Source organism: Aureimonas glaciei (genome assembly GCF_014643375.1).
GTDB lineage: Bacteria > Pseudomonadota > Alphaproteobacteria > Rhizobiales > Rhizobiaceae > Plantimonas > Plantimonas glaciei.
Window position 1 is genome coordinate 192,128 of sequence record NZ_BMJJ01000008.1, and the last position, 20,300, is coordinate 212,427.

At 67.4% G+C, this 20,300-nt stretch carries 18 protein-coding genes; 9 read left to right on the forward strand and 9 right to left on the reverse strand.

All coding sequences use genetic code 11. From position 1 onward, the window contains the following. Position 1: 1 nt before the first annotated feature. The 3 genes from IEX88_RS16850 (at position 2) to IEX88_RS16860 (ending at position 2,996) form a co-directional block, all read left to right on the forward strand. Positions 2 to 868: an ABC transporter permease subunit gene (locus IEX88_RS16850; RefSeq protein WP_188853043.1), complete on the forward strand. Its 867-nt coding sequence runs from the start codon at positions 2 to 4 to the stop codon at positions 866 to 868. A 152-nt stretch (positions 869 to 1,020) separates the two neighbouring features. Continuing rightward, positions 1,021 to 2,004, forward strand: a complete 984-nt coding sequence (locus IEX88_RS16855) for an ABC transporter ATP-binding protein (RefSeq protein ID WP_188852857.1) — start codon at positions 1,021 to 1,023, stop codon at positions 2,002 to 2,004. After that, positions 2,001 to 2,996 carry a dipeptide ABC transporter ATP-binding protein gene (locus tag IEX88_RS16860; RefSeq protein ID WP_188852859.1) on the forward strand — a complete coding sequence of 332 codons (996 nt, stop codon included), beginning with the start codon at positions 2,001 to 2,003 and terminating at the stop codon, positions 2,994 to 2,996. Before IEX88_RS16855 ends, IEX88_RS16860 begins: the two co-directional genes overlap by 4 nt. Positions 2,997 to 3,325: 329 nt before the next feature. Here the strand turns inward: IEX88_RS16860 and choV are convergent, their stop codons facing one another. From choV to IEX88_RS16880, 4 genes are all read right to left on the reverse strand, one after another. Further along, the gene (gene choV / locus IEX88_RS16865) at positions 3,326 to 4,408 is read right to left on the reverse strand and encodes a choline ABC transporter ATP-binding protein (protein WP_188853045.1); all 1,083 of its coding nucleotides are present in this window, start codon (positions 4,406 to 4,408) and stop codon (positions 3,326 to 3,328) included. A gap of 2 nt (positions 4,409 to 4,410) precedes the next feature. Beyond that, a complete protein-coding gene (gene choW, locus IEX88_RS16870) occupies positions 4,411 to 5,253 on the reverse strand; it encodes a choline ABC transporter permease subunit (protein WP_188852861.1) in 843 nt (280 codons plus the stop codon). Between the two features lie 185 nt (positions 5,254 to 5,438). Then, positions 5,439 to 6,341 carry a choline ABC transporter substrate-binding protein gene (locus IEX88_RS16875; protein WP_244640285.1) on the reverse strand — a complete coding sequence of 301 codons (903 nt, stop codon included), beginning with the start codon at positions 6,339 to 6,341 and terminating at the stop codon, positions 5,439 to 5,441. Between the two features lie 179 nt (positions 6,342 to 6,520). Further along, complete coding sequence (locus IEX88_RS16880) at positions 6,521 to 6,982, reverse strand: Lrp/AsnC ligand binding domain-containing protein (RefSeq protein WP_188852865.1); 462 nt, start codon at positions 6,980 to 6,982, stop codon at positions 6,521 to 6,523. Positions 6,983 to 7,098: 116 nt separating this feature from the next. Between IEX88_RS16880 and putA the strand changes: the two genes are divergently transcribed. Both putA and IEX88_RS16890 read left to right on the forward strand, forming a co-directional pair. Next, the gene (gene putA / locus IEX88_RS16885; protein WP_188852867.1) at positions 7,099 to 10,197 is read left to right on the forward strand and encodes a bifunctional proline dehydrogenase/L-glutamate gamma-semialdehyde dehydrogenase PutA; all 3,099 of its coding nucleotides are present in this window, start codon (positions 7,099 to 7,101) and stop codon (positions 10,195 to 10,197) included. Between the two features lie 374 nt (positions 10,198 to 10,571). Next, the gene (locus tag IEX88_RS16890) at positions 10,572 to 11,573 is read left to right on the forward strand and encodes a TerC family protein (RefSeq protein WP_188852869.1); all 1,002 of its coding nucleotides are present in this window, start codon (positions 10,572 to 10,574) and stop codon (positions 11,571 to 11,573) included. Positions 11,574 to 11,604: 31 nt separating this feature from the next. Here IEX88_RS16890 and IEX88_RS16895 read toward each other — a convergent pair whose 3' ends face one another. The 5 genes from IEX88_RS16895 to IEX88_RS16915 all read right to left on the reverse strand — a co-directional run bounded on the left by IEX88_RS16895 (position 11,605) and on the right by IEX88_RS16915 (position 13,943). Continuing rightward, positions 11,605 to 11,973 (reverse strand): YciI family protein, encoded by a 369-nt coding sequence (locus tag IEX88_RS16895; protein ID WP_188852871.1) that lies wholly within the window; start codon positions 11,971 to 11,973, stop codon positions 11,605 to 11,607. A gap of 68 nt (positions 11,974 to 12,041) precedes the next feature. Beyond that, the gene (locus IEX88_RS16900; RefSeq protein ID WP_188852873.1) at positions 12,042 to 12,521 is read right to left on the reverse strand and encodes a VOC family protein; all 480 of its coding nucleotides are present in this window, start codon (positions 12,519 to 12,521) and stop codon (positions 12,042 to 12,044) included. Continuing rightward, positions 12,518 to 12,883 carry a DUF1428 domain-containing protein gene (locus tag IEX88_RS16905; RefSeq protein WP_188852875.1) on the reverse strand — a complete coding sequence of 122 codons (366 nt, stop codon included), beginning with the start codon at positions 12,881 to 12,883 and terminating at the stop codon, positions 12,518 to 12,520. Before IEX88_RS16905 ends, IEX88_RS16900 begins: the two co-directional genes overlap by 4 nt. 97 nt (positions 12,884 to 12,980) lie before the next feature. Then, positions 12,981 to 13,451: an SRPBCC family protein gene (locus IEX88_RS16910; RefSeq protein WP_188852877.1), complete on the reverse strand. Its 471-nt coding sequence runs from the start codon at positions 13,449 to 13,451 to the stop codon at positions 12,981 to 12,983. Positions 13,452 to 13,511: 60 nt separating this feature from the next. Further along, positions 13,512 to 13,943, reverse strand: a complete 432-nt coding sequence (locus tag IEX88_RS16915) for a VOC family protein (RefSeq protein ID WP_188852879.1) — start codon at positions 13,941 to 13,943, stop codon at positions 13,512 to 13,514. A gap of 60 nt (positions 13,944 to 14,003) precedes the next feature. Between IEX88_RS16915 and IEX88_RS16920 the strand changes: the two genes are divergently transcribed. The 4 genes from IEX88_RS16920 to IEX88_RS16935 all read left to right on the forward strand — a co-directional run bounded on the left by IEX88_RS16920 (position 14,004) and on the right by IEX88_RS16935 (position 20,138). Then, complete coding sequence (locus tag IEX88_RS16920; protein WP_188852881.1) at positions 14,004 to 14,699, forward strand: winged helix-turn-helix transcriptional regulator; 696 nt, start codon at positions 14,004 to 14,006, stop codon at positions 14,697 to 14,699. A 343-nt stretch (positions 14,700 to 15,042) separates the two neighbouring features. Beyond that, complete coding sequence (locus IEX88_RS16925) at positions 15,043 to 16,722, forward strand: formate--tetrahydrofolate ligase (RefSeq protein WP_188852883.1); 1,680 nt, start codon at positions 15,043 to 15,045, stop codon at positions 16,720 to 16,722. Positions 16,723 to 16,830: 108 nt separating this feature from the next. Next, complete coding sequence (locus IEX88_RS16930) at positions 16,831 to 18,438, forward strand: EAL domain-containing protein (RefSeq protein WP_188852885.1); 1,608 nt, start codon at positions 16,831 to 16,833, stop codon at positions 18,436 to 18,438. Between the two features lie 101 nt (positions 18,439 to 18,539). After that, positions 18,540 to 20,138 carry an EAL domain-containing protein gene (locus IEX88_RS16935; protein WP_188852887.1) on the forward strand — a complete coding sequence of 533 codons (1,599 nt, stop codon included), beginning with the start codon at positions 18,540 to 18,542 and terminating at the stop codon, positions 20,136 to 20,138. Positions 20,139 to 20,300: the final 162 nt, after the last annotated feature.

Below are 20,300 nucleotides of genomic sequence, written 5' to 3' on the forward strand. Positions count from 1 at the left end.
CATGCGGGCGCAGCAGTTCGCCGAGTTCTGGTACTATTTCTCGGTGAACAAGGGCGCCGTCGTCGGGCTCGTCGTCTTCACCCTGATCGTCCTGGCGGCGATCCTCGCGCCTGTCATCGCGCCGCACAGCCCGACGCTGCAGGACCGGTCGGCCCTGCTCATCCCGCCCTTCTGGCAGGAGGGCGGCCGTCTGGAATTCCTGCTCGGCACCGATCCGGTCGGACGCGACATCCTCACGCGCCTCCTCTACGGCGCGCGCTATTCGCTGTTCGTCGGCGTTTTCGTCGTGGCGCTGTCGGTCTCCACCGGCATCGCCATCGGCCTGCTCGCGGGCTATTTCCGCGGCTGGCTGGACACGGCGATCATGCGGATCATGGACATCATCCTGGCCTTTCCGTCGCTGCTCCTGGCGCTCGTTCTCGTCGCCATTCTCGGGCCGGGCCTGCTCAGCGCCATGATCGCGATCGCGCTCACCTACCAGCCGCATTTCGTCCGGCTGACGCGCGCCTCGGTCATGGCGGAGAAGGAGCGGGAATACGTCACCGCCGCCCGCGTCGTCGGGGCCTCGCCGTTCCGCCTGATGGTGGTCACCATCCTGCCAAACTGCCTAGGGCCGCTGATAGTCCAGTCGACGCTGTCCTTCTCCAACGCCATCCTCGACGCTGCGGCTCTCGGCTTCCTCGGCATGGGCGCGCAGCCGCCGACGCCGGAATGGGGCACGATGCTCGCCGAAGCGCGCGAATTCGTGCTGCGCGCCTGGTGGGTGGTGACCTTTCCGGGGCTCGCCATCCTCATCACGGTGCTGGCGATCAACCTCGTCGGCGACGGCCTGCGCGACGCGCTCGATCCGAAGCTGAAACGGAGTTGAGGTCTCACTGTTCAACCGGCTCCGCCCTTCTGCGCTCAGGAGACGGGCCGGAAATTGGTGAGGCCGCCAACAGGCTTTGGTCGCGGTTGGGGCAGGGGCATCAGATGCCTCCGATGGCCCGACGCAAGACAAGACAGACGGTGATGTAAGCTATGACACTCCTCCGCCTCCGCAATCTCTCCGTCACCTTCGCCACTGCCTCCGGGCCGTTCAAGGCGGTCGACGGCGTCGATCTCAGCGTCGATGCCGGCGACGTGCTCGGCATCGTCGGCGAGTCCGGCTCCGGCAAGTCGGTCGCCATGCTCGGCCTGATGGGCCTGCTGCCGCCCTCCGCGACGGTCACCGCCGACGAGATGTCGTTCGAGGGTCGCGACATGCTGACCATGAGCGACCGCGACCGCCGCGCCATCATCGGCCGCGACATCGCGATGATCTTTCAGGAGCCGGTCGCCAGCCTCAATCCCTGCTTCAACGTCGGCTTCCAGATCGGCGAAAGCCTGAAGACGCATCTCGGCCTCGGTTCCAGCGAGCGCAAGCACCGCACGATCGAGCTGCTCACCAAGGTCGGCATCTCCGAGCCGGAGCGGCGGATGAAGGCGTTTCCGCACCAGCTGTCGGGCGGCATGAGCCAGCGCGTGATGATCGCCATGGCGATCTCCTGCAACCCGAAACTCCTCATCGCCGATGAGCCGACGACGGCGCTCGACGTCACCATCCAGGCGCAGATCCTCGATCTCCTGCTCGATCTGCAGAAGGAGAAGGGCATGGCGATGATCCTGATCACCCACGACATGGGCGTCATCGCCGAGACGGCGCAGCGCGTCGTCGTGCAATATGCCGGCCAGCAGGTCGAGCGCCAGGCGGTGGCCGAGCTGTTCGAGGCACCGCACCACCCCTATACCTCGGCCCTCCTCGACGCGATTCCCGAGCGCGCGACGGGCAAGCGCCTGCCGACCATTCCCGGCGTCGTGCCGGGGCAGGGCGACGGGCCCGACGGCTGCCTGTTCAACCCGCGCTGCCCACGCGCCGACGATGTCTGCCGCACGGTGTTTCCGCCGCGCCAGCCGCCGGCGCTCGGCGAGGCGCTCTGCCACTATCCCTTGAACGCGCCCATCGTCGCGGGAGAAGCCGCATGACCGCCATCGTCACCGCCCATGATCTGAGCCAGATCTACGAGGTCAAGCGCGGCCTGTTCCAGAAACCGATCCAGCTGAAGGCGGTGAAGGACGCGAGCTTCACGGTCGAGGCCGGCGAGACGCTAGCCATCGTCGGGGAATCGGGCTGCGGCAAGTCGACGCTCGCGCGCATGCTGACGATGATCGAGATCCCGTCGGAAGGCCAGCTGACGATCGACGGCGTGCGCATCGAGGGCGGCGCCATCGCCGATGTCGCCAAGCTCCGCTCGACGGTGCAGATCGTCTTCCAGAACCCCTATGGCGCGCTGAATCCGCGGCAGAAGGTCGGCGCGATCATCGAGGAGCCGCTGAAGATCAACACGAAACTTTCCTCGGCCGAGCGGCGGGCGAAAGCCGAGGCGGCGCTGAAGGAAGTGGGTCTGAGGCCCGAGCACTACGCCCGCTATCCCCACATGTTCTCCGGCGGCCAGCGCCAGCGCATCGCGGTCGCCCGCGCGCTGATCCTCGAGCCCAAAATCCTCGTCCTCGACGAGCCGGTCTCGGCGCTCGACGTCTCGATCCAGGCGCAGATCCTGAACCTCCTCGCCGATCTGCAGGACCGCCTCGGCCTCACCTATGTCTTCATCAGCCACGACCTCTCGGTCGTCCGGCACGTGGCGAACCGGGTGATGGTGATGTATCTCGGCCGCCCGGTGGAGCTCGCCCCCGTCGACGCTCTCTACACCCAGCCGCTGCACCCCTATACGCGCGCGCTGCTGTCGGCGACGCCGGCGACGCGTCCCGGCGACCGCGCGACGCGCATCCGCCTCACCGGCGAGCTGCCGTCGCCCTTCAACCCGCCGACCGGCTGCTCCTTCAACCCCCGCTGCCCCTACGCCAACGACCGCTGCCGCAACGAGCTGCCGGTGCTGAAGCAGCACGGGCCGACGAAGGTCGCCTGCTTTGCGGTGGACGAGGGGCGGCTGCCGGACCTGCCGAGGCTGGTGGCATAGGGCTGTCGTCGGGGTGGCGTGCGGCATGGGGTGCCGTTAATCTGGCACCGATTTGGCAGTGTCGAGGCCTCGGCATGGGTCCCGGCTCAAGGCCGGGATGACTCAGTTCAGAAGCCTACGGTGCCGATGACTGATGTCGGCGGATGCTTCAGGCGATGATTCCCAGTCGTGGCCGCCTCTGCAAACATGCGCGCTGAAGACGCGCCATCTCTTCTCAGGATAGTCATCCCGGGCTTGACCCGGGACCCATGCCGAGACGGCTCAATGCCAGAACCGGCTCCGAACGGGGTCCCCTCGCGACAGGAGCCCGCGGCTCGCGATAAGCCCCTTCAGCCCTTCTGCCGCTGATGCCTTCCCAGCGCATCGACGATTTCCTGCGGGCCGATCTTGCCGAGGATGCGGCCCTTTTCGGAGACGATGACCTCGCCGCGGTCGTCGCAGACGGCATCCATGACGCGGCGGAGCGGCGTGTCGGGCTGGGCCATGCCGGCGACGCGGGACGGGGCGGAGGCGCCGCCGCGGTCAAGCGCCGTCATCACGTCGGCGGCGGTCAGGACGTTCAGCGGGTTCATGTGGGCGACGAAGGCCGAGACGTAGTCGTTCTCCGGCCGCAGCACGATCTCCTGGGCGGTGCCGACCTGGATGATGCGCCCGCCCTCCATGATGGCGATGCGGTTGCCGAGCTTGAAGGCCTCGTCGAGATCGTGGCTGACGAAGATGATGGTCTTCTTCAGCCGCGCCTGGATTTCCAGGAGCTCGTCCTGCAGGCGCGCGCGGATCAGCGGGTCGAGGGCGGAAAAGGGCTCGTCCATCAACAGGATCGGCGCGTCGGTGGCGAACGCGCGGGCGAGGCCCACGCGCTGCTGCATGCCGCCGGAGAGCTGGCCGACCAATGAGTTCGCGCGGTCGCCGAGGCCGACGAGCTCGAGCTGCGCCATCACCTTGTCGCGCCGCTCGGCCTTGGCCATGCCGGAGAGTTCGAGCCCGAGGCCGACATTTTCCGCCACGCTGCGCCAGGGCAGCAGCGCGAACTGCTGGAACACCATGGCGACCTCGTGCCGGCGCAGCTCGCGCAGGCGTTTCGACCCGCAATCCCGGGGATCGACCGGGCCGCGCCCGGTGTCGATCATGACGCGGCCGCGGGTGATCGGGGCGAGGCCGTTGACGGCGCGGATCAGCGTCGACTTGCCCGAACCCGACAGGCCCATCAGCACGGCGATCTCGCCCTCGGCGATGTCGAGCGAGGCATCGGCGACACCGAGGATGAGGCCGAGCTTCTCGTTGATCTCGGCGCGGGACGCGCCGCGGTCGAGCAGGGGAAGGGCCTGGTCGGGCTTCTTGCCGAAGACGATCGAGACGTTCTGGAACGAGACGATCGTTTTCGGCGCGGCCGCGGGCGTCGTCTGGGACATGCTCATCGCCGGCCTCCCTCGTCGACGTGGAAGAAGCGGTCGAGGATGATGGCGAGAAGCACGATGGCGAGACCCGCCTCGAAGCCCTGCGCGATGTTGATCGAGTTCAGCGCCCTGAGCACGGGCACGCCGAGACCCGGTGCGCCGACGAGCGCGGCGATGACGACCATCGACAGCGACAGCATGATCGTCTGCGTCAGCCCGGCCATGATCTGCGGCAGGGCATAGGGGATTTCGATCTTCAAAAGGCGCTGCATCGGTGTCGCGCCGAAGGCGTCGCCGGCTTCGAGAAGCTGCAGCGGCGTCGAGGCGATGCCGAGGCGCGTCAGCCGGATCGGCGAGGGCAGCGCGAAGATCACCGTTGCGACGAGGCCCGGCACGAGGCCAAGGCCGAACAGGATCAGCGCCGGGATCAGGTAGACGAAGGTCGGGATGGTCTGCATCAGGTCGAGCACCGGGCGCAGCACGGCATAGAGCCAGGGCCGGCGCGCCGCGGCGATGCCGACGGGAACGCCGACAGCCATGCACACGGCCGTCGAGGCGACGACTAGCGCCAGCGTCTGCGTCGTCTCCTTCCAGTAGCCGAGATTGACGATCAGCAGGAAGCCGAGGACGGTGAAGACCGCGACCGGAACCGAGCGGCGCATGGCAAAGGCGAAGGCGGCGAAGGCGGCGATGACGACGAAGGGATGCGGCGTCTGCAGCTCGTAGAGGATCGCGTCGATGAAGGCCTGCAGCCCCGCCTGCACGGCATCGAAGAAGCCGGTGAAGTTGAGGGTGAGCCAGTCGACGAAGTCGGCGGCGTAGCCGCCGATCGGCAGGCGGTTCTGTTCAAGCCATTCCACGTCTTGGGGTTCGCTCTCGTCTCTGGAGAAAGGTCTGTCTGGAGAAGGTCGGTCCGCGTGTCGCGCCGGCCGGCGTCGCGGCCGGCATGACGACGGTAGCCAGCTTCCCGCCCCGGCGCCGAGGAAGCCCGTCGCGATGCGACGCCGCCGCGCCGGAATGCGGCGGCGTCACGGGTGGGAACGGCTCAGGAGGCGCCGAGGGCCGCCTTCACCGCGGCAGGGCCGTCCTGGCCGTCCAGCGTGGTGACGCCGGCGAGCCAGTCGGTCATGGCATCGGGATTGGCCTTCAGCCATTCCGTCGCGGCCACGGCCGGGTCCTTGCCGTCGTCGAGGATCGCGGCCATCACGGCGTTCTCCATGTCGAGCGAGAAGGTGAGGTTGGCCAGCAGCTTGCCGACATTCGGGCATTCGGCCGAATAGCCGGCGCGGGTCGTGGTGTAGATCGTCGCGCCGCCGAGATCGGGACCGAAGAAATCGTCGCCGCCCGGCAGATAGGCGAGCTGGAAATTCTTGTTCATCGGATGCGGCGCCCAGCCGAGGAAGACGATCGGCTGATTGCCCTTCGTCGCCCGCGCGACTTGGCTGAGCATGCCCTGCTCGGAGGATTCGACCAGCTCGAACTTGGACAGGCCGAAGGCGTCCTTCTTGATCATGTCGAGGATCAGCCGGTTGCCGTCATTGCCCGGCTCGATGCCGTAGATCTTGCTGTCCAGCTTGTCGGCGAACTTGGCGATGTCGTCAAAGCTCTTCAGGCCCTCGTCATAGAGATACTGCGGCACGGCGAGCGTGTATTTCGCGCCGGTGAGGTTGGCCTTGACGCTGTCGACGGTCTTGTCGTCGAGATAGGGCTGAACGTCGGCGGCCATGGACGGCATCCAGTTGCCGAGGAAGACGTCGATGTCCTTGTTCTTCATCGAGGCGAAGGTGACGGGAACGCCGAGCACCTTGATATCGGGCTCGTAGCCCAGACCCTTCAGGATCTCGGACGTCACGGCGGTGGTCGCGGTGATGTCGGTCCAGCCGACGTCGGAGAAGCGCACCGTCTTGCAGGCGGCGTCGTCCGCCGCCAGGGCGGAGCCGGCGGTCATCGAGGCGAGGAAGGCGGCGGCGGCCAGTCTCGTGATCAGGTGCATTCGGCGTGTTCCTTTGGCTGGGGGACGGAAGCGGTGCAGGCGGGCGGCGGCAGGAGGCGAGCGGGCCTGCGGCGATTATTGCGGAGCCCCGGGAAGCGCGCAAGGCGGGCCTTGGCGGCTTCGGGCGGCCGGTGTCACAGGGCGATGGCCGCCGAGTTCTTGATCTCCTCCATCACCGCATAGGTGTGGGTCTCGCGAATGCCGGGAAGCGACAGGAGCGCGTCGGAAAGGAAGGCGCGGTAGGCCGCCATGTCGCGAACGCGGGCCTTGATCAGGTAGTCGAAACCGCCGGCGACCATGTGGCATTCCATGATGTCGCGATTGGCCTTGGCAGCCGCGGCGAAGGCGGCGAAGACGTCGTCGCTGGTGCGCTCGAGCTTGACCTCAACGAAGACGATCATGCCGCGTTCGAGCTTTTCCGGTGAGAGGCGCGCGGTGTAGCCGAGAATGTAGCCCTCCCGGGTCAGGCGCTTGACCCGTTCCGCCGTCGCCGTCGGTGACAGATGGACGCGCTCGGCCAGCTCCAGATTGCTGAGGCGGCCATTGCTCTGAAGCTCGTGGAGGATTCGCCGGTCTTTGGCGTCAGCACTGCTCATGTCGGAAGGCTTATAGCGGTTTTCTGGCGAAAGTCACCGTTCGGGATCGGGAAAATAGCGAGAACGACGCCGGCGCTCCTGCTATTGCTGCGCGGCCCCTCGAACCGGACGATCCGATGACATCCTCGCGCACCTTGCCCGCCTTTACCGCCCCCTTCGCCCCCGACGACGACGAGGCCGTCGCCCGCCTCGTCCGGAATGCCTCGACCTGGCGCCATGACGAGGCCGCGGTCGACCGCACCGCCCGCGGCTTCATCGAGACCATCCGCAGCAAGTCGGGCGGCGTCGGCGGCGTCGAGGATTTCCTGCGCGAGTTCGGGCTGTCGACGCGCGAAGGTCTGGCGCTGATGGTGCTGGCGGAGGCGCTCCTGCGCGTTCCCGACGCCCGCACCCAGGACCGGCTGATCGAGGACAAGATCGGCGCCGGCGACTGGGCCAACCATGACGGCGGCGAGGACCGCATGCTGACGGCGGCTTCCGCCTGGGCGCTCGGCGTGTCCGCACGCATCATCCGGCCGGGCGAGACGCCGACCGGCGTCATCTCCTCCATGGTCAAGCGCATGGGCGCGCCGGCGGTGCGCACCGCGACGCGCCAGGCGATGCGCTTTCTCGGCCGGCAGTTCGTGCTCGGCGAGACCATCGGCGACGCGCTCGATCGCGCCCGCTCGCTCGAGAAGAAGGGCTATCGCCATTCCTACGACATGCTGGGAGAGGGTGCCCGCACCGCCGAGGACGCGGCGCGCTACTTCAAGTCCTATGCCGACGCCATCGAGGCGATCGGGCGCAAGGCCGGCAACAAGGCGCTCCCCGAGCGGCCGGGCATCTCGATCAAGCTCTCGGCGCTGCACCCGCGCTACCAGGCGGTCCAGCATGATCGCGTGATGGCCGAACTCGTGCCGCTGCTCGCCGATCTCGCCGCCAGGGCGAAGAGCTACCAGCTGAACCTCACCGTCGACGCCGAGGAGGCCGACCGGCTGGAGCTCTCGCTCGACGTCATCGACGCCGTCGTGCGCAGCGCCGACCTCTCCGGCTGGGACGGTTTCGGCCTCGCCATCCAGGCCTACCAAAAGCGCACGCTCGCCGTCATCGACCATGTCGACGCGCTGGCGAAGGAGAAGGGCATCCGGATGATGGTGCGCCTCGTCAAGGGCGCCTACTGGGATACCGAGATCAAGCACGCGCAGGAGCGCGGTGTCGACGGCTACCCCGTCTACACCCGCAAGCCGGCGACGGACCTCTCCTATCTCGTCGCCGCCAAGGCGCTGCTCGACCGGCGCGAGCGGCTCTATCCGCAGTTCGCGACCCACAATGCGCTGACGGTCGCGACCATTCTCGAAATGGCCGGCCAGAACGCCCGAGGCTTCGAGTTCCAGCGCCTGCACGGCATGGGCGAGGCGCTCTACGAGGCGGTGCGGGCGCGGCCGGGCGAATCCATCGCCTGCCGGATCTACGCCCCCGTCGGCGGCTACCGCGATCTCCTGGCCTATCTCGTCCGCCGCCTCCTCGAAAACGGCGCCAACTCCTCCTTCGTCGCCAAGGTCGGCGACAACGACGTGCCGGTCGAGAGCCTGCTCGAACGACCGATCGACCTTCTCGCCGACGGCCCGGCGCGCCACGCGAAGATCGCGCTGCCCGACGGCATTTTCGGCCAGCGTCGCAATTCCGTCGGCGTCGAACTCGGCGACCGCAAGGCGCTCGCCGCCTTCCTGGCCGAACGCCCGTCGACGCCGCCGAACCTCGAGGCGCGCAGCGACATCGATCACACCGCATCGGCGTCTGGGGCGGCCATCCGCTCGCCGATCGATGGCCATCTCGTCGGCGTCAGCCACCACCTCTCCGCCGCCTCGGCGGCCAAACTCATGGACGAGGCGCGGCGTCACGTCGCCAGCGCCGAGCGCGTGCCGGCGGCGGCAAGGGCGAAGGCCCTGCGCCGCGCCGCCGATCTGATGGAGACGCGCCGCGGCCTGTTCATGACGCTGCTCGCCACCGAGGCCGGCAAGACGGTCGAGGACGGCATCGCCGAGATCCGCGAGGCCGTGGACTTCTGCCGCTTCTATGCCGACGAGGCCGAGCGCCTGTTCGACGCGCCGGTCGTCCTGCCGGGGCCGACCGGCGAGGAGAACCGCCTGCGCTACCGCTCGCGCGGCGTCGTCGTCGCGATCTCGCCCTGGAACTTTCCGCTGGCGATCTTCGTCGGCCAGGTCGCGGCGGCGCTCGCTGCGGGCAATGTCGTCGTCGCCAAGCCGGCCGAGCAGACCCCGCTCGTCGCCGCCGCCGCCGTCGCGCTGCTGAAGGAAGCGGGCTTCGCCGAGACGGTTCTGCATCTCGCCCCCGGCGACGGCGCGACCGGCGCGGCACTCGTCTCCCATGTGGCGACCGCAGCGGTCGCCTTCACCGGCTCAACCGAGACCGCCTTCGCCATCAACCGGGCGCTGGCCGCCCGCAACGCGCCGATCGCCCCGCTCGTCGCCGAGACCGGCGGCATCAACGCCCTCATCGTCGACGCCACGGCGCTGCCGGAACAGGTCGCCGACGACGTCGTCACCTCCGCCTTCCGCTCGGCCGGCCAGCGCTGTTCGGCGCTGCGTCTGCTGTTCGTGCAGGAGGACGTCGCCGAGCGGATGACGCAGATGATCGCCGGCGCCGCCGCCGAGCTCTCCATCGGCAATCCGGCGGATGTCTCGACCGACATCGGCCCGGTGATCGACGCCGAGCAGAAGGCGATGCTGGAGGAGCATCTGGAGACCATGCGCCGGACGCAGCGCATCCGCTTTGCGGGCAAGCTGCCGGCGGACCTGCCGGAGGACGGCCACTACATTGCGCCGCATATCGTCCAGCTCGACCGGGCGGAGGCGCTGGACCGCGAGGTCTTCGGCCCGATCCTCCACATCGTCACCTGGAAGGCCGGCGAACTTGGCAAGGTGTGCGAGGCGATCGAGCGCACCGGCTTCGGCCTGACCCTCGGCGTCCACAGCCGCATCGACGAGACCATCCGCGAGATCACCGAGCGGCTCACCACCGGCAATATCTACGTCAACCGCAACCTCATCGGCGCCGTCGTCGGCTCCCAGCCTTTTGGCGGCTCGGGCCTTTCCGGCACGGGACCGAAAGCCGGCGGCCCGAACTACGTGGCGCGGTTCGCGCGCGAACAGGTGATTTCGACGAACACGGCGGCGGCCGGCGGCAATGCCAGCCTGATCGCGATGGAGACGTAAGGCGACACCACCCCTCCTGCTCAGGCCTGCGGTCCCAGCTTCAGGGTCCGCCGGCCTTGCAGTCACACCATGGTGCCCGCGCCAACCGGCAGATGGCCGTCCTCCCTTACGGGGAAACGGGTTCCGGGAAACGCTCGCCGCAGCCGCAGCAGGCCCCGGTCCGGCATCGCGCCGATTCTGCCGCCGGTAGCGCCCGACGGGGCGGCCTTGCCGCCAGACCCGCGAAAAATTTTCGCTCGTCACTTGACGCTCTCACTCCGGCCAACCAGCTTTTTTCCCGAACCCCTGGTCCGGGCCCCTCTGGCGAGAGCTGCCGGCTCTTTCGCGATGTCGGACCGCTTCTTCGGCATCGCGTGCCGGCATGGAGTGGCCCTATGGAGCTCGCCTTTCTGTCTGCCGACTGGCTCGGCACCCCCGCCTGGCTATGGCTGTTCTTTCTCGGCCTGGTCGCCCTGCTGCTGGTCTTCGACCTCGGCGTCCTCCACCGCGACAATCACGAGATCGGCGTCCGCGAGAGCCTGACGCTCTCCGCGCTCTACATCGGCCTTGGCCTTGCCTTCGGTGGCTGGGTCTGGTGGCAGCTCGGGTCCGAGGCGGGGATCAACTATCTCACCGGCTTCGTGGTCGAGAAGACGCTGGCGATGGACAATGTCTTCGTCATCGCCATGATCTTCTCCTTCTTCGCGGTGCCGCGGATGTATCAACACCGCGTGCTGTTCTGGGGCATTCTCGGCGTTATCGTGCTCCGGGCGATCATGATCGGCTTCGGCGCGGCGCTGGTCGCGAACTTCTCCTGGGTGCTCTACGTCTTCGCCGCCTTCCTGATCCTCACCGGCGTCAAGATGCTGGTGGCCGGCGACAAGGAGCGGCCGCTCGACCAGAATCCGCTGGTGCGCCTGATGAAGCGGCGACTGAACGTGACGCCCGAGCATCACGGCGAGCGCTTCTTCGTGCGCCAGCCGCATCCGGTGACGGGCAAGACCGTCTGGTTCGTGACGCCGCTGTTCATGGCGCTGGTCATGATCGAGGTGGCCGACGTCATCTTCGCCGTGGATTCGGTCCCGGCGATTTTCGCCATCACCACCGATCCGTTCATCGTCTACACCTCCAACATCTTCGCCATTCTCGGCCTGCGCGCCCTCTATTTCGCGCTGGCGGCGATGATCCACCGCTTCGAGTATCTGAAGGTGGCGCTGTCGCTCGTCCTGATCTTCATCGGCTCGAAGATCTTCGCCGCCGACCTTCTGGGGATCGACAAGGTGCCGCCGCTGCTCTCGCTCGGCGTGACCACAGCGCTCCTGGCCGGCGGCATCGTTTGGAGCCTGTGGAAGACGCGGGCGGGTGCCGGCGCGGTGGTCGCGCCCGGTCGGGACTGACCAACGGCGGCGGCCGGACCGAAAGGTCCGGCTAGACCCAGTCCTCCATCTCGTAGAGGGGCCGAATCTCGATCTCGCTCGGACCCGGCATCGGGTTCGGGCAGCGCTTCACCCAGGCGACGGCCTCATCCAGATCGCGAACGTTCCAGAGCCAGAAGCCCGCGACGAGTTCGCGGACGGCAGGAAAGGGTCCGTCGATGACGGTGCGGTCGGGGCCGTCGAAGGCGACGCGCTTGCCATCGGAGGAGGGCCTCAAGCCGTCGCCGGAGACGAGGATGCCGGCCTCCTGCAGTTCGTCGTTGAAACGGCCCATCGCCGCCATCAATGCCATCGTCTCCGGCGTCCGGGCGATGCCTCTCTCGCTGTCCTCGGTCGCCTTCACCAATACGATCACGCGCATCGTCGCTGTCCCTGCTCGTTCAGCCGTCCTGTTTCCAAGGGCGCCCGCCAATCCACCGCGCCGCGGCTCTAGCGGGCGCCTGTCCCGCCATAGGCCGCTTCCAGCGCGGCGACGTCGAGCTTCACCATGGTCATCATCGCCCGCATCACGCGGTCCACCCGCTCCGGATCCGGATCGCGCATCATCTCCGTCAGGCGGACAGGGATAATCTGCCAGGCGAGGCCGTAGCGGTCGGTGAGCCAGCCGCATTCCATCGTCGAGCCGCCGGCCGAGAGCGCGTCCCAGAGACGGTCGACCTCGGCCTGGTCGGCGCAGTCGACGGCGAGCGAAATGGCCGGCGTGAACTGGAAATAGGGGCCGCCGTTCAGCGCCATGTGGGGACGACCGGCGAGGGTGAACTCGACCATCAGCACGTCGCCCTTCATGCCGCCCGGCCAGTCGAGCGTGCCGCTATGGATCTTGTCGATCTGCGAGTCCGGCAGGAGCGAGACGTAGAAACTCGCCGCCTCCTCGGCCCGGCCGTCGAACCAGAGGCAGGGGCGGATCATGGCGCCTTGCCCATGGCATCAAGGATGACGGCGAAGCCGCCAAAGATCATGCGCTTGCCGTCGAAGGGCATGGGGCCCATGCCGTCGAAGCGCGGGTCCTTCATCGCCGCGGCCATGCCCGCGTCGCGCGCCGCCTTGGACGGCCATTCGATCCAGGAAAAGACGACCACCTCGCCGTCCTCGGCCTTCACCGAGCCCTTGAAGTCGGTGACCTTGCCGTCGGGCACGTCGTCGCCCCAGGCTTCGACATGGCGTATCGCGCCGTGATCGAGAAAGACCACCGAGGCCTTTTCCGACATCAGCCGGTATTCCTCCTTCTTCGCCGCCGGCACCGGCACGACGAACCCGTCGATATAGGACATGGTCTTTCTCCCTGGCTGCTGTTCGTTGATCTCTTTTCCGGGCTCGGCGGATCGGGGAATCGGGGATCGACGATGTCCCGATCCGACCTTTGGCACGTCAGGCGAGGGCGACTTCGGCCTCGGCGATTTCCGCGAGCTGGTCGGTGGCGGTGCCCCAGCCCTCTTGGAATCCCATCTCATCGTGGCGCTTCATCGTCTCGGCGTTCCAGTGCCGGACGGTCGCGGTGTAGCGGGTGCCGCCAGCTTCCGGCGCGAAGGTGACGATCAGCAGGATGAAGGGCTCGTGCGGCTTCCATCCGACGGTGAAGGCGTCGGTGTAGACGAGCTTTTCGTTCGGCAGGACTTCCAGGAACACACCCTGGTTCGGCAGCGCCGTCCCGTCCGGCGCCTGCATGTCCATCCGGGCGATCCCGCCGGGCCGGAGATCGAGCTCGACCCCCGGCGTCGTGTAGGGCTTCGGCGCGAACCACTCACCGGTCCGCGTCGTCCAGACCCGGTAGACCGTCTCGGGTGGGGCGGCGATCAGCCGGCTGGTGGAGAGTTCGAAGAGGTCGAGTTCTGCGCTCATGCGGTCCTCCATCGGTCGCGGTGGGGCGGGCTCGGTCATGCGGTCTCGTTAGGAAGGCTGTCAGGCGGTCGCGTGAGCGCTGGCATCGGCGCAGGCGGCCGCGGGCGCCATCCACACGATCTCGAAGCCGTGGCCGTCGGGGTCGTCGAAGGAGCGCGAATACATCCAGCCGTGATCCTGCGGCGGGCTCGGATCGGCCCGCCCGCCGGCGTCCCCGGCCCAGCCGACGGTCGCGTCGACGGCCGTACGGCTGTCCTCGGACAGGCAGATCAGCGCCGCCGAGACCTTTCGTGTGTCGGCGATCGCCTTGGTCGTGAACTGCCGGTATTTCGCGTGGGTGAGCAGCATCACGTGGATGGTGTCGGAAAACACCATGCAGGCCGCCGTGTCGTCGGAGAACAGGAGGTTCTGCTCGGCACCGATGGCGCGGTAGAAGGCCACCGACCGACCGAGGTCGGCGACAGGAAGGTTGATGAAAACGAGCCGCGTCATGCCTGTCCTCCCGATCATCCGTTTGACGAAGCATGCCGCGGCAAGTTATTTATTGCAACCATGAAGTCACAAAAAATAACCAAATCTTCGGAGCGGCGGCGTTACGAGGATGCCTGCGCCGCCGCCCATGCCCTCGATCTCGTCGGCGATCGCTGGGCGCTGCTGGTCATCCGCGAGCTGATGCTCGGGCCGAAGCGCTTCGGCGATCTCAGGACCAGCCTTCCCGGCATCAGCGCGAACGTGCTGACACAGCGGCTGGAGGGGCTGGAGGGCGCCGGCGTGCTCGTCCGCCACCGGCTGCCGCCGCCCGGCGCGGTCCAGGTCTACGAACTGACGCCCTGGGGCTACGAGAGCGAGCCGATCTTCCAGGCGCTCGGCCGCTGGGCAGCCCGCTCACCGGCGCACGATCCGAGCCTGCCGTTCAGCGCCGCGTCGCTGATGCTGTCGATGCGCACCATGCTGGATCCGCAGAAGGCCTCGGGGCTCGACCTCACCATCGGCTTTCGCATCGGCGCCGAAAGCTTTGTCGGTGATCTCGCCGGCGGCCATATCGCCATCGCCCGCGGCCCCGTCGCGCAGGCCGATCTCATCCTCACCGGCGAAGCGCGGGTGATCGCCGGCTGGATCTATGGCGGCCAGCCCTTGGCGACGCTGGAGGCGGCTGGAGCGCTGCGGCTGGAGGGGGACCGGGCGCTGGCCGAACGGTTCGCGGCCTTGTTTCCGCTGCCGGAAAAGGCCGGGCCGACCGCGCTCTGACGGTGGCTTGCGGACGCCGCTTGCGGAAATGCGATGAGGAAATCGCCGGCACAAGCTTCACATCAGCCATCGCGCGCAGGATCACTCAGTCGGGAGCGCCATCGACAGCCGACGGGTTCCTCCCGCTCGATCGGCTGGGCCAGGATCGCTTCCGGAGCCTAGCAGAGCGGATCGCAGCGCGTCCTCCCCGCGCCACCGATCCGGACACGTGCAGCAGAGAAGCCCGGACCCGCGTCCGGGCTTTTTCGTACCGGGCGATCCCGGCCGGCATTTCACTCTTGTCTCCCGACTTCCCGGCCGGTACCTCGACATTGACACTTCAGTGACGAGGGCGGGAACAGCCATGACGGACGTCAAGTCGGACATCGAGATCGCACGCGCCGCCAACAAGCAGCCGATCCGCGAAGTGGCTGCGAAACTCGGGATCGCCGAGGAGCATCTGGTTCCCTACGGTCATGACAAGGCGAAGATCACGGCCGAGTTCATCCGCTCGCTCGAGGGGCGGCCCGACGGCAAGCTGATCCTCGTCACCGCGGTCAATCCGACGCCGGCCGGCGAGGGCAAGACGACGACGACGGTCGGCCTCGGCGACGGGTTGAACCGCATTGGCAAGCGCGCCGCGGTCTGCATCCGCGAAGCCTCGCTCGGCCCCTGTTTCGGCGTGAAGGGCGGGGCGGCCGGCGGCGGCTATGCCCAGGTCATCCCGATGGAGGACATGAACCTCCATTTCACCGGCGACTTCCACGCCATCACCTCGGCGCATAACCTTCTCGCCGCGCTGCTCGACAATCACATCTACTGGGGCAACGAGCAGAAGATCGACACCCGCCGCGTCGTCTGGCGCCGCGTCCTCGACATGAACGACCGCTCGCTGCGCCAGATCGTCACCTCGCTCGGCGGTGTGCCGAACGGCTATCCGCGCGAATCCGGATTCGACATCACCGTCGCCTCCGAGGTCATGGCCATTCTCTGCCTCGCCCGGGACCTGAAGGATCTGGAGGAGCGGCTCGGCAGGATCGTCATCGCCACCCGGGTCGACAAGACGCCGGTCTTTGCCCGCGACATCAAGGCCGATGGCGCCATGGCGGTGCTGCTGAAGGACGCGATGCAGCCGAACCTGGTGCAGACGCTGGAGAACAATCCCGCCTTCGTCCATGGCGGACCCTTCGCCAACATCGCCCATGGCTGCAACTCGGTCGTGGCGACGACGACGGCGCTGAAGCTGGCCGACTACGTCGTCACCGAGGCCGGCTTCGGCGCCGATCTCGGCGCGGAGAAATTCTTCGACATCAAGTGCCGCAAGGCCGGGCTGACGCCGGACGCCTGCGTCATCGTCGCGACCGTGCGGTCCATGAAGATGAATGGCGGGGTCGCCAAGGAGGACCTTGGCCGCGAGGACGTGGCGGCGGTGACGCGTGGCTGCGCCAATCTCGGCCGGCACATCGAGAACATCGGGCAGTTCGGCGTCCCGGTGCTGGTGGCGATCAACCATTTCGGCACCGACACCGACGCCGAGATCGACGCCGTCAAGGCCTATGCCGCGGCGATGGGCGCCGAGGCGGTGCTGTGCCGGCACTGGGCGCAGGGCTCGGCCGGCATCGAGGAACTCGCCCACAAGGTCGCGGCGCTCGCCGACAGCGGCACGGCGAAGTTCGCCCCCCTCTATCCCGACGCCATGCCGCTCGCCGAAAAGATCGAGACCATCGTCAAGCGCATCTATCGCGGTGCCGCGGTGACGATGGACAAGAGCGTCGTCGATCAACTGGCGCAGTTCGCAGCCCAGGGCTATGCGGACCTGCCGGTGTGCATGGCCAAGACCCAGTATTCCTTCTCCACCGATCCGAGCCTGCGCGGTGCGCCGGACGGCCACGTCGTTCATGTCCGGGAGGTCCGACTTTCCGCCGGCGCGGGCTTCGTCGTGGCGATCTGCGGAGAGATCATGACCATGCCGGGCCTTCCCCGCAGCCCCTCGGCGGAGCGCATCCATCTGAATATGCAGGGATACATCGAGGGCCTGTTCTGAGCGGCAGAACACGCACCGACCGCCAGTTCATGACTGTCACGAAGTTTTGATTAATCCATCGTTGACACAATTCGGGCTTGATGATCGCGACTCGCATCGGGCACGGTAATGGCAAAACTGGTCAGACTCTTCATTTCCGCCCGGCAGCAGAGGCTGGTCAGCCTGGTCCTCGGCCTGCTGCTGTTCGGCCTCTTCGTCGCCGCAGCCGCCCTGTTCGCCCGCCACGAGGTCGTGCGCCTCCTCGTCGGCGAGAGCCTGCCGGTGCTGCGTCCGTTCGCCGACCGGGCTGACATTGCCGCTGGAACCTTCGCCGCTCTGAAGTCCGACGTGACCGCTCCGCCGTGCACGCCGGAGTTCGACCGCCAGCTTCGCCGCGTCGCCTATCAGCCCAACCGGTTCAACGAGTTCGTCTACGCGCCGAACGGAATCGTCGAATGCACCAGCAGCATGGGGCGGTTCGACCCGCCGGTCGCTCTCGGCCAGCCTGACATGCCGGCACAGGGCCGTGAGCCGGCGATGTGGGTCGACCGGGGCCTGACCTTTGCCGGCCTGAACGGTCTGGTCGGCACCGTCCTGCACCTGCATCCCTACGCCATCGTTCTGCCGCTCGAGACGGTCCGCATCGATCCGCCGGGCTGGATGGCGATGGAGGTCGTCTTCGTGGCGCCGTCCGGGCGATGGTGGCACCGCGGCGGCACGCCGGGCGTCTACCAGCGCTATGTCGCTTCGCTGCGCCAGCAGGACGGCGGGCTGGACACCGCGCTGCGCAACAGCGTCTGCCTGCTGAGCGGCCGGGTCTGCGTGGTGACCGAGGCCCCGCTGGCGGCCCTTCTTAGCCACGGCAAGATCTACGTGATCGCGTCCCTGGTCGCCGCCCTGGCGCTGGCGGCGTGGCTGGCCAGGATGGCCCGCGTGATGATCGTCCGCCGCTTCGCGTTCGAGTCGCGCTTCCGCCGCCACCTGGAGGCCGGTTCCATTGTCTGCGTTTATCAGCCGATCATGCATCTGCATTCCGGCGAGATCGCCGGCTGCGAGGTTCTGGCGCGCTGGCGCGATGTCGACGACAGCATCGTCTATCCCGACCGTTTCATCCCGTTGGTCGAACAGGCGGGGCTCACCCGCAGCTTCACCCGGATGGTGGCGGAGCGGGCCCATGCCGAACTGATCGAAGCCCTGCCCGAGGGGCGCAAGCTGATGCTGACCTTCAACATCTTCCCGCGCGATCTCGATGCGGCCTTTCTCTGCAACGTCTTCGGGATCTTCGCCAGCGCCTCCAGCCGGTTCGAGATCGGGGTCGAGATTGTCGAGAGCAACGTCATCGAGGTCGCCGACGCGCCGCTGCAGATCGAGGCGCTGCGAGCGGCGGGGATCAGGACCTATATCGACGACTTCGGCACCGGCTACTCGAACATCCAGAATCTGGTGGCGCTGACGGTCGATGGCGTCAAGCTCGACCGTTCCTTCGCCATGGCCGCGACCGGCAGCGTCATGGCCCGCATGCTCGGCCATGCCATCGACATGGTCCGGGCCTCGGAGCGGACGATCGTGGTGGAGGGCGTCGAGACGGCCGAAAGACTGCGGCAGCTGCGTGCCGTCATTCCGCCCATCGATCTCGTCCAGGGCTATTTCATCTCGCGCCCGCTGAGTGCCGAAGATTTTGCCGCCTTCCTGGTCCGCCACGCGGAGGGGTTCCACGAGCTGGAGCTGGTGGCTTGAGCCTTCCGGCGGGTCTGCCGCAGGAGGAATCCACGGGGCTCTGCTTAAGTCCGTCTTGACGGCATCCTGCTTGATTGGCGGCTCTCGCTCCGGGCTCAGTCATGGCAAAGATCGTTCGCTACCTCATCTCGGCCCGGCAGCAGATGTTTGCCGCGCTCCTCTTGGGCATCATCCTTTTCGCCATCATCATCACCGCCATCGGATGGATGGCGCGCCAGCAGGTCTACCGGGCGATGGTCGGGGAAAGCCGCGAGGTGCTGCAACCCTACACCGAGCTGACGGGCCGCATCGGCTCCACCTTTGCCGCCCTGCGGGCGATCACCGCCGATCCCTGCACGGAAGACTTCAACCGCCAGCTGAAGCGCGTCGCCTATCTTCCCGATGGGCTGAACGAGTTCTTCTACGCCCCCGGCGGTGCCATCCGGTGCTCGGTCAGCACCAAGCGCTTCGATCCGCCCATGGCCCTCGGCACGCCCGACCTGCCGGCCACAGAGGTTTCCCCGGCGGTCTGGATCGACCGCGATCTGTCGTTCGCGGGGCTCGGCGGCCTTGTCGGCAGCATCGTCCTCGTCGATCCCTTCGCCATCGTCGTCCCGCTCGAGGCGGTCTCGATGTCGCCGCCGTCATGGATGGAGATGGAGGTCGTCCTGATCGGCCCGTCCGGACGCTGGTGGCACCGCGGCGGCTCGGCCGCCGTCCACGCACCCGCCGGGGATGGTCCGATGGAAGCCAGCTTTCCCGCCGATTTTCGTCTGCGGGACTGCGTCGACGATCAGAGGCTCTGCGTCGTCACGAAGGTGTCGGTGCTCGCCCTCATGCAGCAGTTCGAGCTTTTCGTGGGCGCGGCCCTCGTCTTTTCCGCGGTCCTCGCCGCCTGGCTGTCCGGCCGGGCGCGCGCCCTCATCGTTCGCCGCTGGTCGCTGGCATCCCGTTTCCGACGCCATCTGGATGCCGGCTCGATCATCTGCGCCTACCAGCCGATCCTCGATCTGCGAACCGGACAGATCGCCGGCTGCGAGGTCCTCGCACGATGGCGCGACGTCGACGATTCCGTCGTCTTTCCCGACCGCTTCATTCCACTCGTCGAGCAGCATGGCCTGACCCGCAAGTTCACGCGCCTGGTGGTCGAGAAGGCCTGCCGCGAACTCTGCGAGACGCTGCCCCGTCGCGACAGGTTGGACGTGACCTTCAACATCTTTCCCCGCGACCTCGACGTCGCTGTGCTCCGTCCGATCTTTGAGGTGTTCGAGCCGGTGCGCGACCGTTTCTCCGTCACCATCGAACTGGTCGAAAGCGACTCGATTGCGGTGGTCGCGGCGCAGCAGCAGATGGAGGCTTTGCGCGCGGTCGGCATCCGCACCTATATCGACGATTTCGGCACCGGCTATTCCAACATCCACAATCTCGCCGCGCTCGCCGTCGATGGCGTCAAACTCGATCGCGGTTTCGCCATGGCGCCCGAAGGCAGCCTGATGGACCGGATGTTCGGCCATGCCATCGACATGGTCCAGTCGTCCGGACGGGAGATGGTGATCGAAGGCGTCGAAACCGCGCAGCGGCTGCGCCAGCTGCGGGCCATGCACCCGCCGATCGCCTTCGCCCAGGGCTACTTCATTTCCAGGCCCCTCGGCATCGCGGCCTTCGCGGCCTTTCTCGCCGAGCATCGCGACGGATTTCGGGATCTGAAGCTCGTCGCGTGACGGCGGTGGCGACGGCCGCAGAGGATGGGCGCGGGTGGCCATTGCCCTCCGTTGCGTTTTTCGCTAACGCTTCGGGCATGACGAACGACACGAAACATTCGCTCTGGTGGCAGGCTCCCTGAAGAAGCGGCCTTGCGCGTGTTCGTGCGTGTTTTCAAGACA

Bases quoted from the DNA above. Each gene is read 5' to 3' on its own strand.
- IEX88_RS16850 (WP_188853043.1), top strand. From the start codon at position 2: ATGCGGGCGCAGCAGTTCGCCGAGTTCTGGTACTATTTCTCGGTGAAC.
- IEX88_RS16855 (WP_188852857.1), top strand. From the start codon at position 1,021: ATGACACTCCTCCGCCTCCGCAATCTCTCCGTCACCTTCGCCACTGCC.
- IEX88_RS16860 (WP_188852859.1), top strand. From the start codon at position 2,001: ATGACCGCCATCGTCACCGCCCATGATCTGAGCCAGATCTACGAGGTC.
- choV (WP_188853045.1), bottom strand. From the start codon at position 4,408: ATGTCCCAGACGACGCCCGCGGCCGCGCCGAAAACGATCGTCTCGTTC.
- IEX88_RS16875 (WP_244640285.1), bottom strand. From the start codon at position 6,341: ATGACCGCCGGCTCCGCCCTGGCGGCGGACGACGCCGCCTGCAAGACG.
- IEX88_RS16880 (WP_188852865.1), bottom strand. From the start codon at position 6,982: ATGAGCAGTGCTGACGCCAAAGACCGGCGAATCCTCCACGAGCTTCAG.
- putA (WP_188852867.1), top strand. From the start codon at position 7,099: ATGACATCCTCGCGCACCTTGCCCGCCTTTACCGCCCCCTTCGCCCCC.
- IEX88_RS16890 (WP_188852869.1), top strand. From the start codon at position 10,572: ATGGAGCTCGCCTTTCTGTCTGCCGACTGGCTCGGCACCCCCGCCTGG.
- IEX88_RS16895 (WP_188852871.1), bottom strand. From the start codon at position 11,973: ATGCGCGTGATCGTATTGGTGAAGGCGACCGAGGACAGCGAGAGAGGC.
- IEX88_RS16900 (WP_188852873.1), bottom strand. From the start codon at position 12,521: ATGATCCGCCCCTGCCTCTGGTTCGACGGCCGGGCCGAGGAGGCGGCG.
- IEX88_RS16905 (WP_188852875.1), bottom strand. From the start codon at position 12,883: ATGTCCTATATCGACGGGTTCGTCGTGCCGGTGCCGGCGGCGAAGAAG.
- IEX88_RS16910 (WP_188852877.1), bottom strand. From the start codon at position 13,451: ATGAGCGCAGAACTCGACCTCTTCGAACTCTCCACCAGCCGGCTGATC.
- IEX88_RS16915 (WP_188852879.1), bottom strand. From the start codon at position 13,943: ATGACGCGGCTCGTTTTCATCAACCTTCCTGTCGCCGACCTCGGTCGG.
- IEX88_RS16920 (WP_188852881.1), top strand. From the start codon at position 14,004: ATGAAGTCACAAAAAATAACCAAATCTTCGGAGCGGCGGCGTTACGAG.
- IEX88_RS16925 (WP_188852883.1), top strand. From the start codon at position 15,043: ATGACGGACGTCAAGTCGGACATCGAGATCGCACGCGCCGCCAACAAG.
- IEX88_RS16930 (WP_188852885.1), top strand. From the start codon at position 16,831: ATGGCAAAACTGGTCAGACTCTTCATTTCCGCCCGGCAGCAGAGGCTG.
- IEX88_RS16935 (WP_188852887.1), top strand. From the start codon at position 18,540: ATGGCAAAGATCGTTCGCTACCTCATCTCGGCCCGGCAGCAGATGTTT.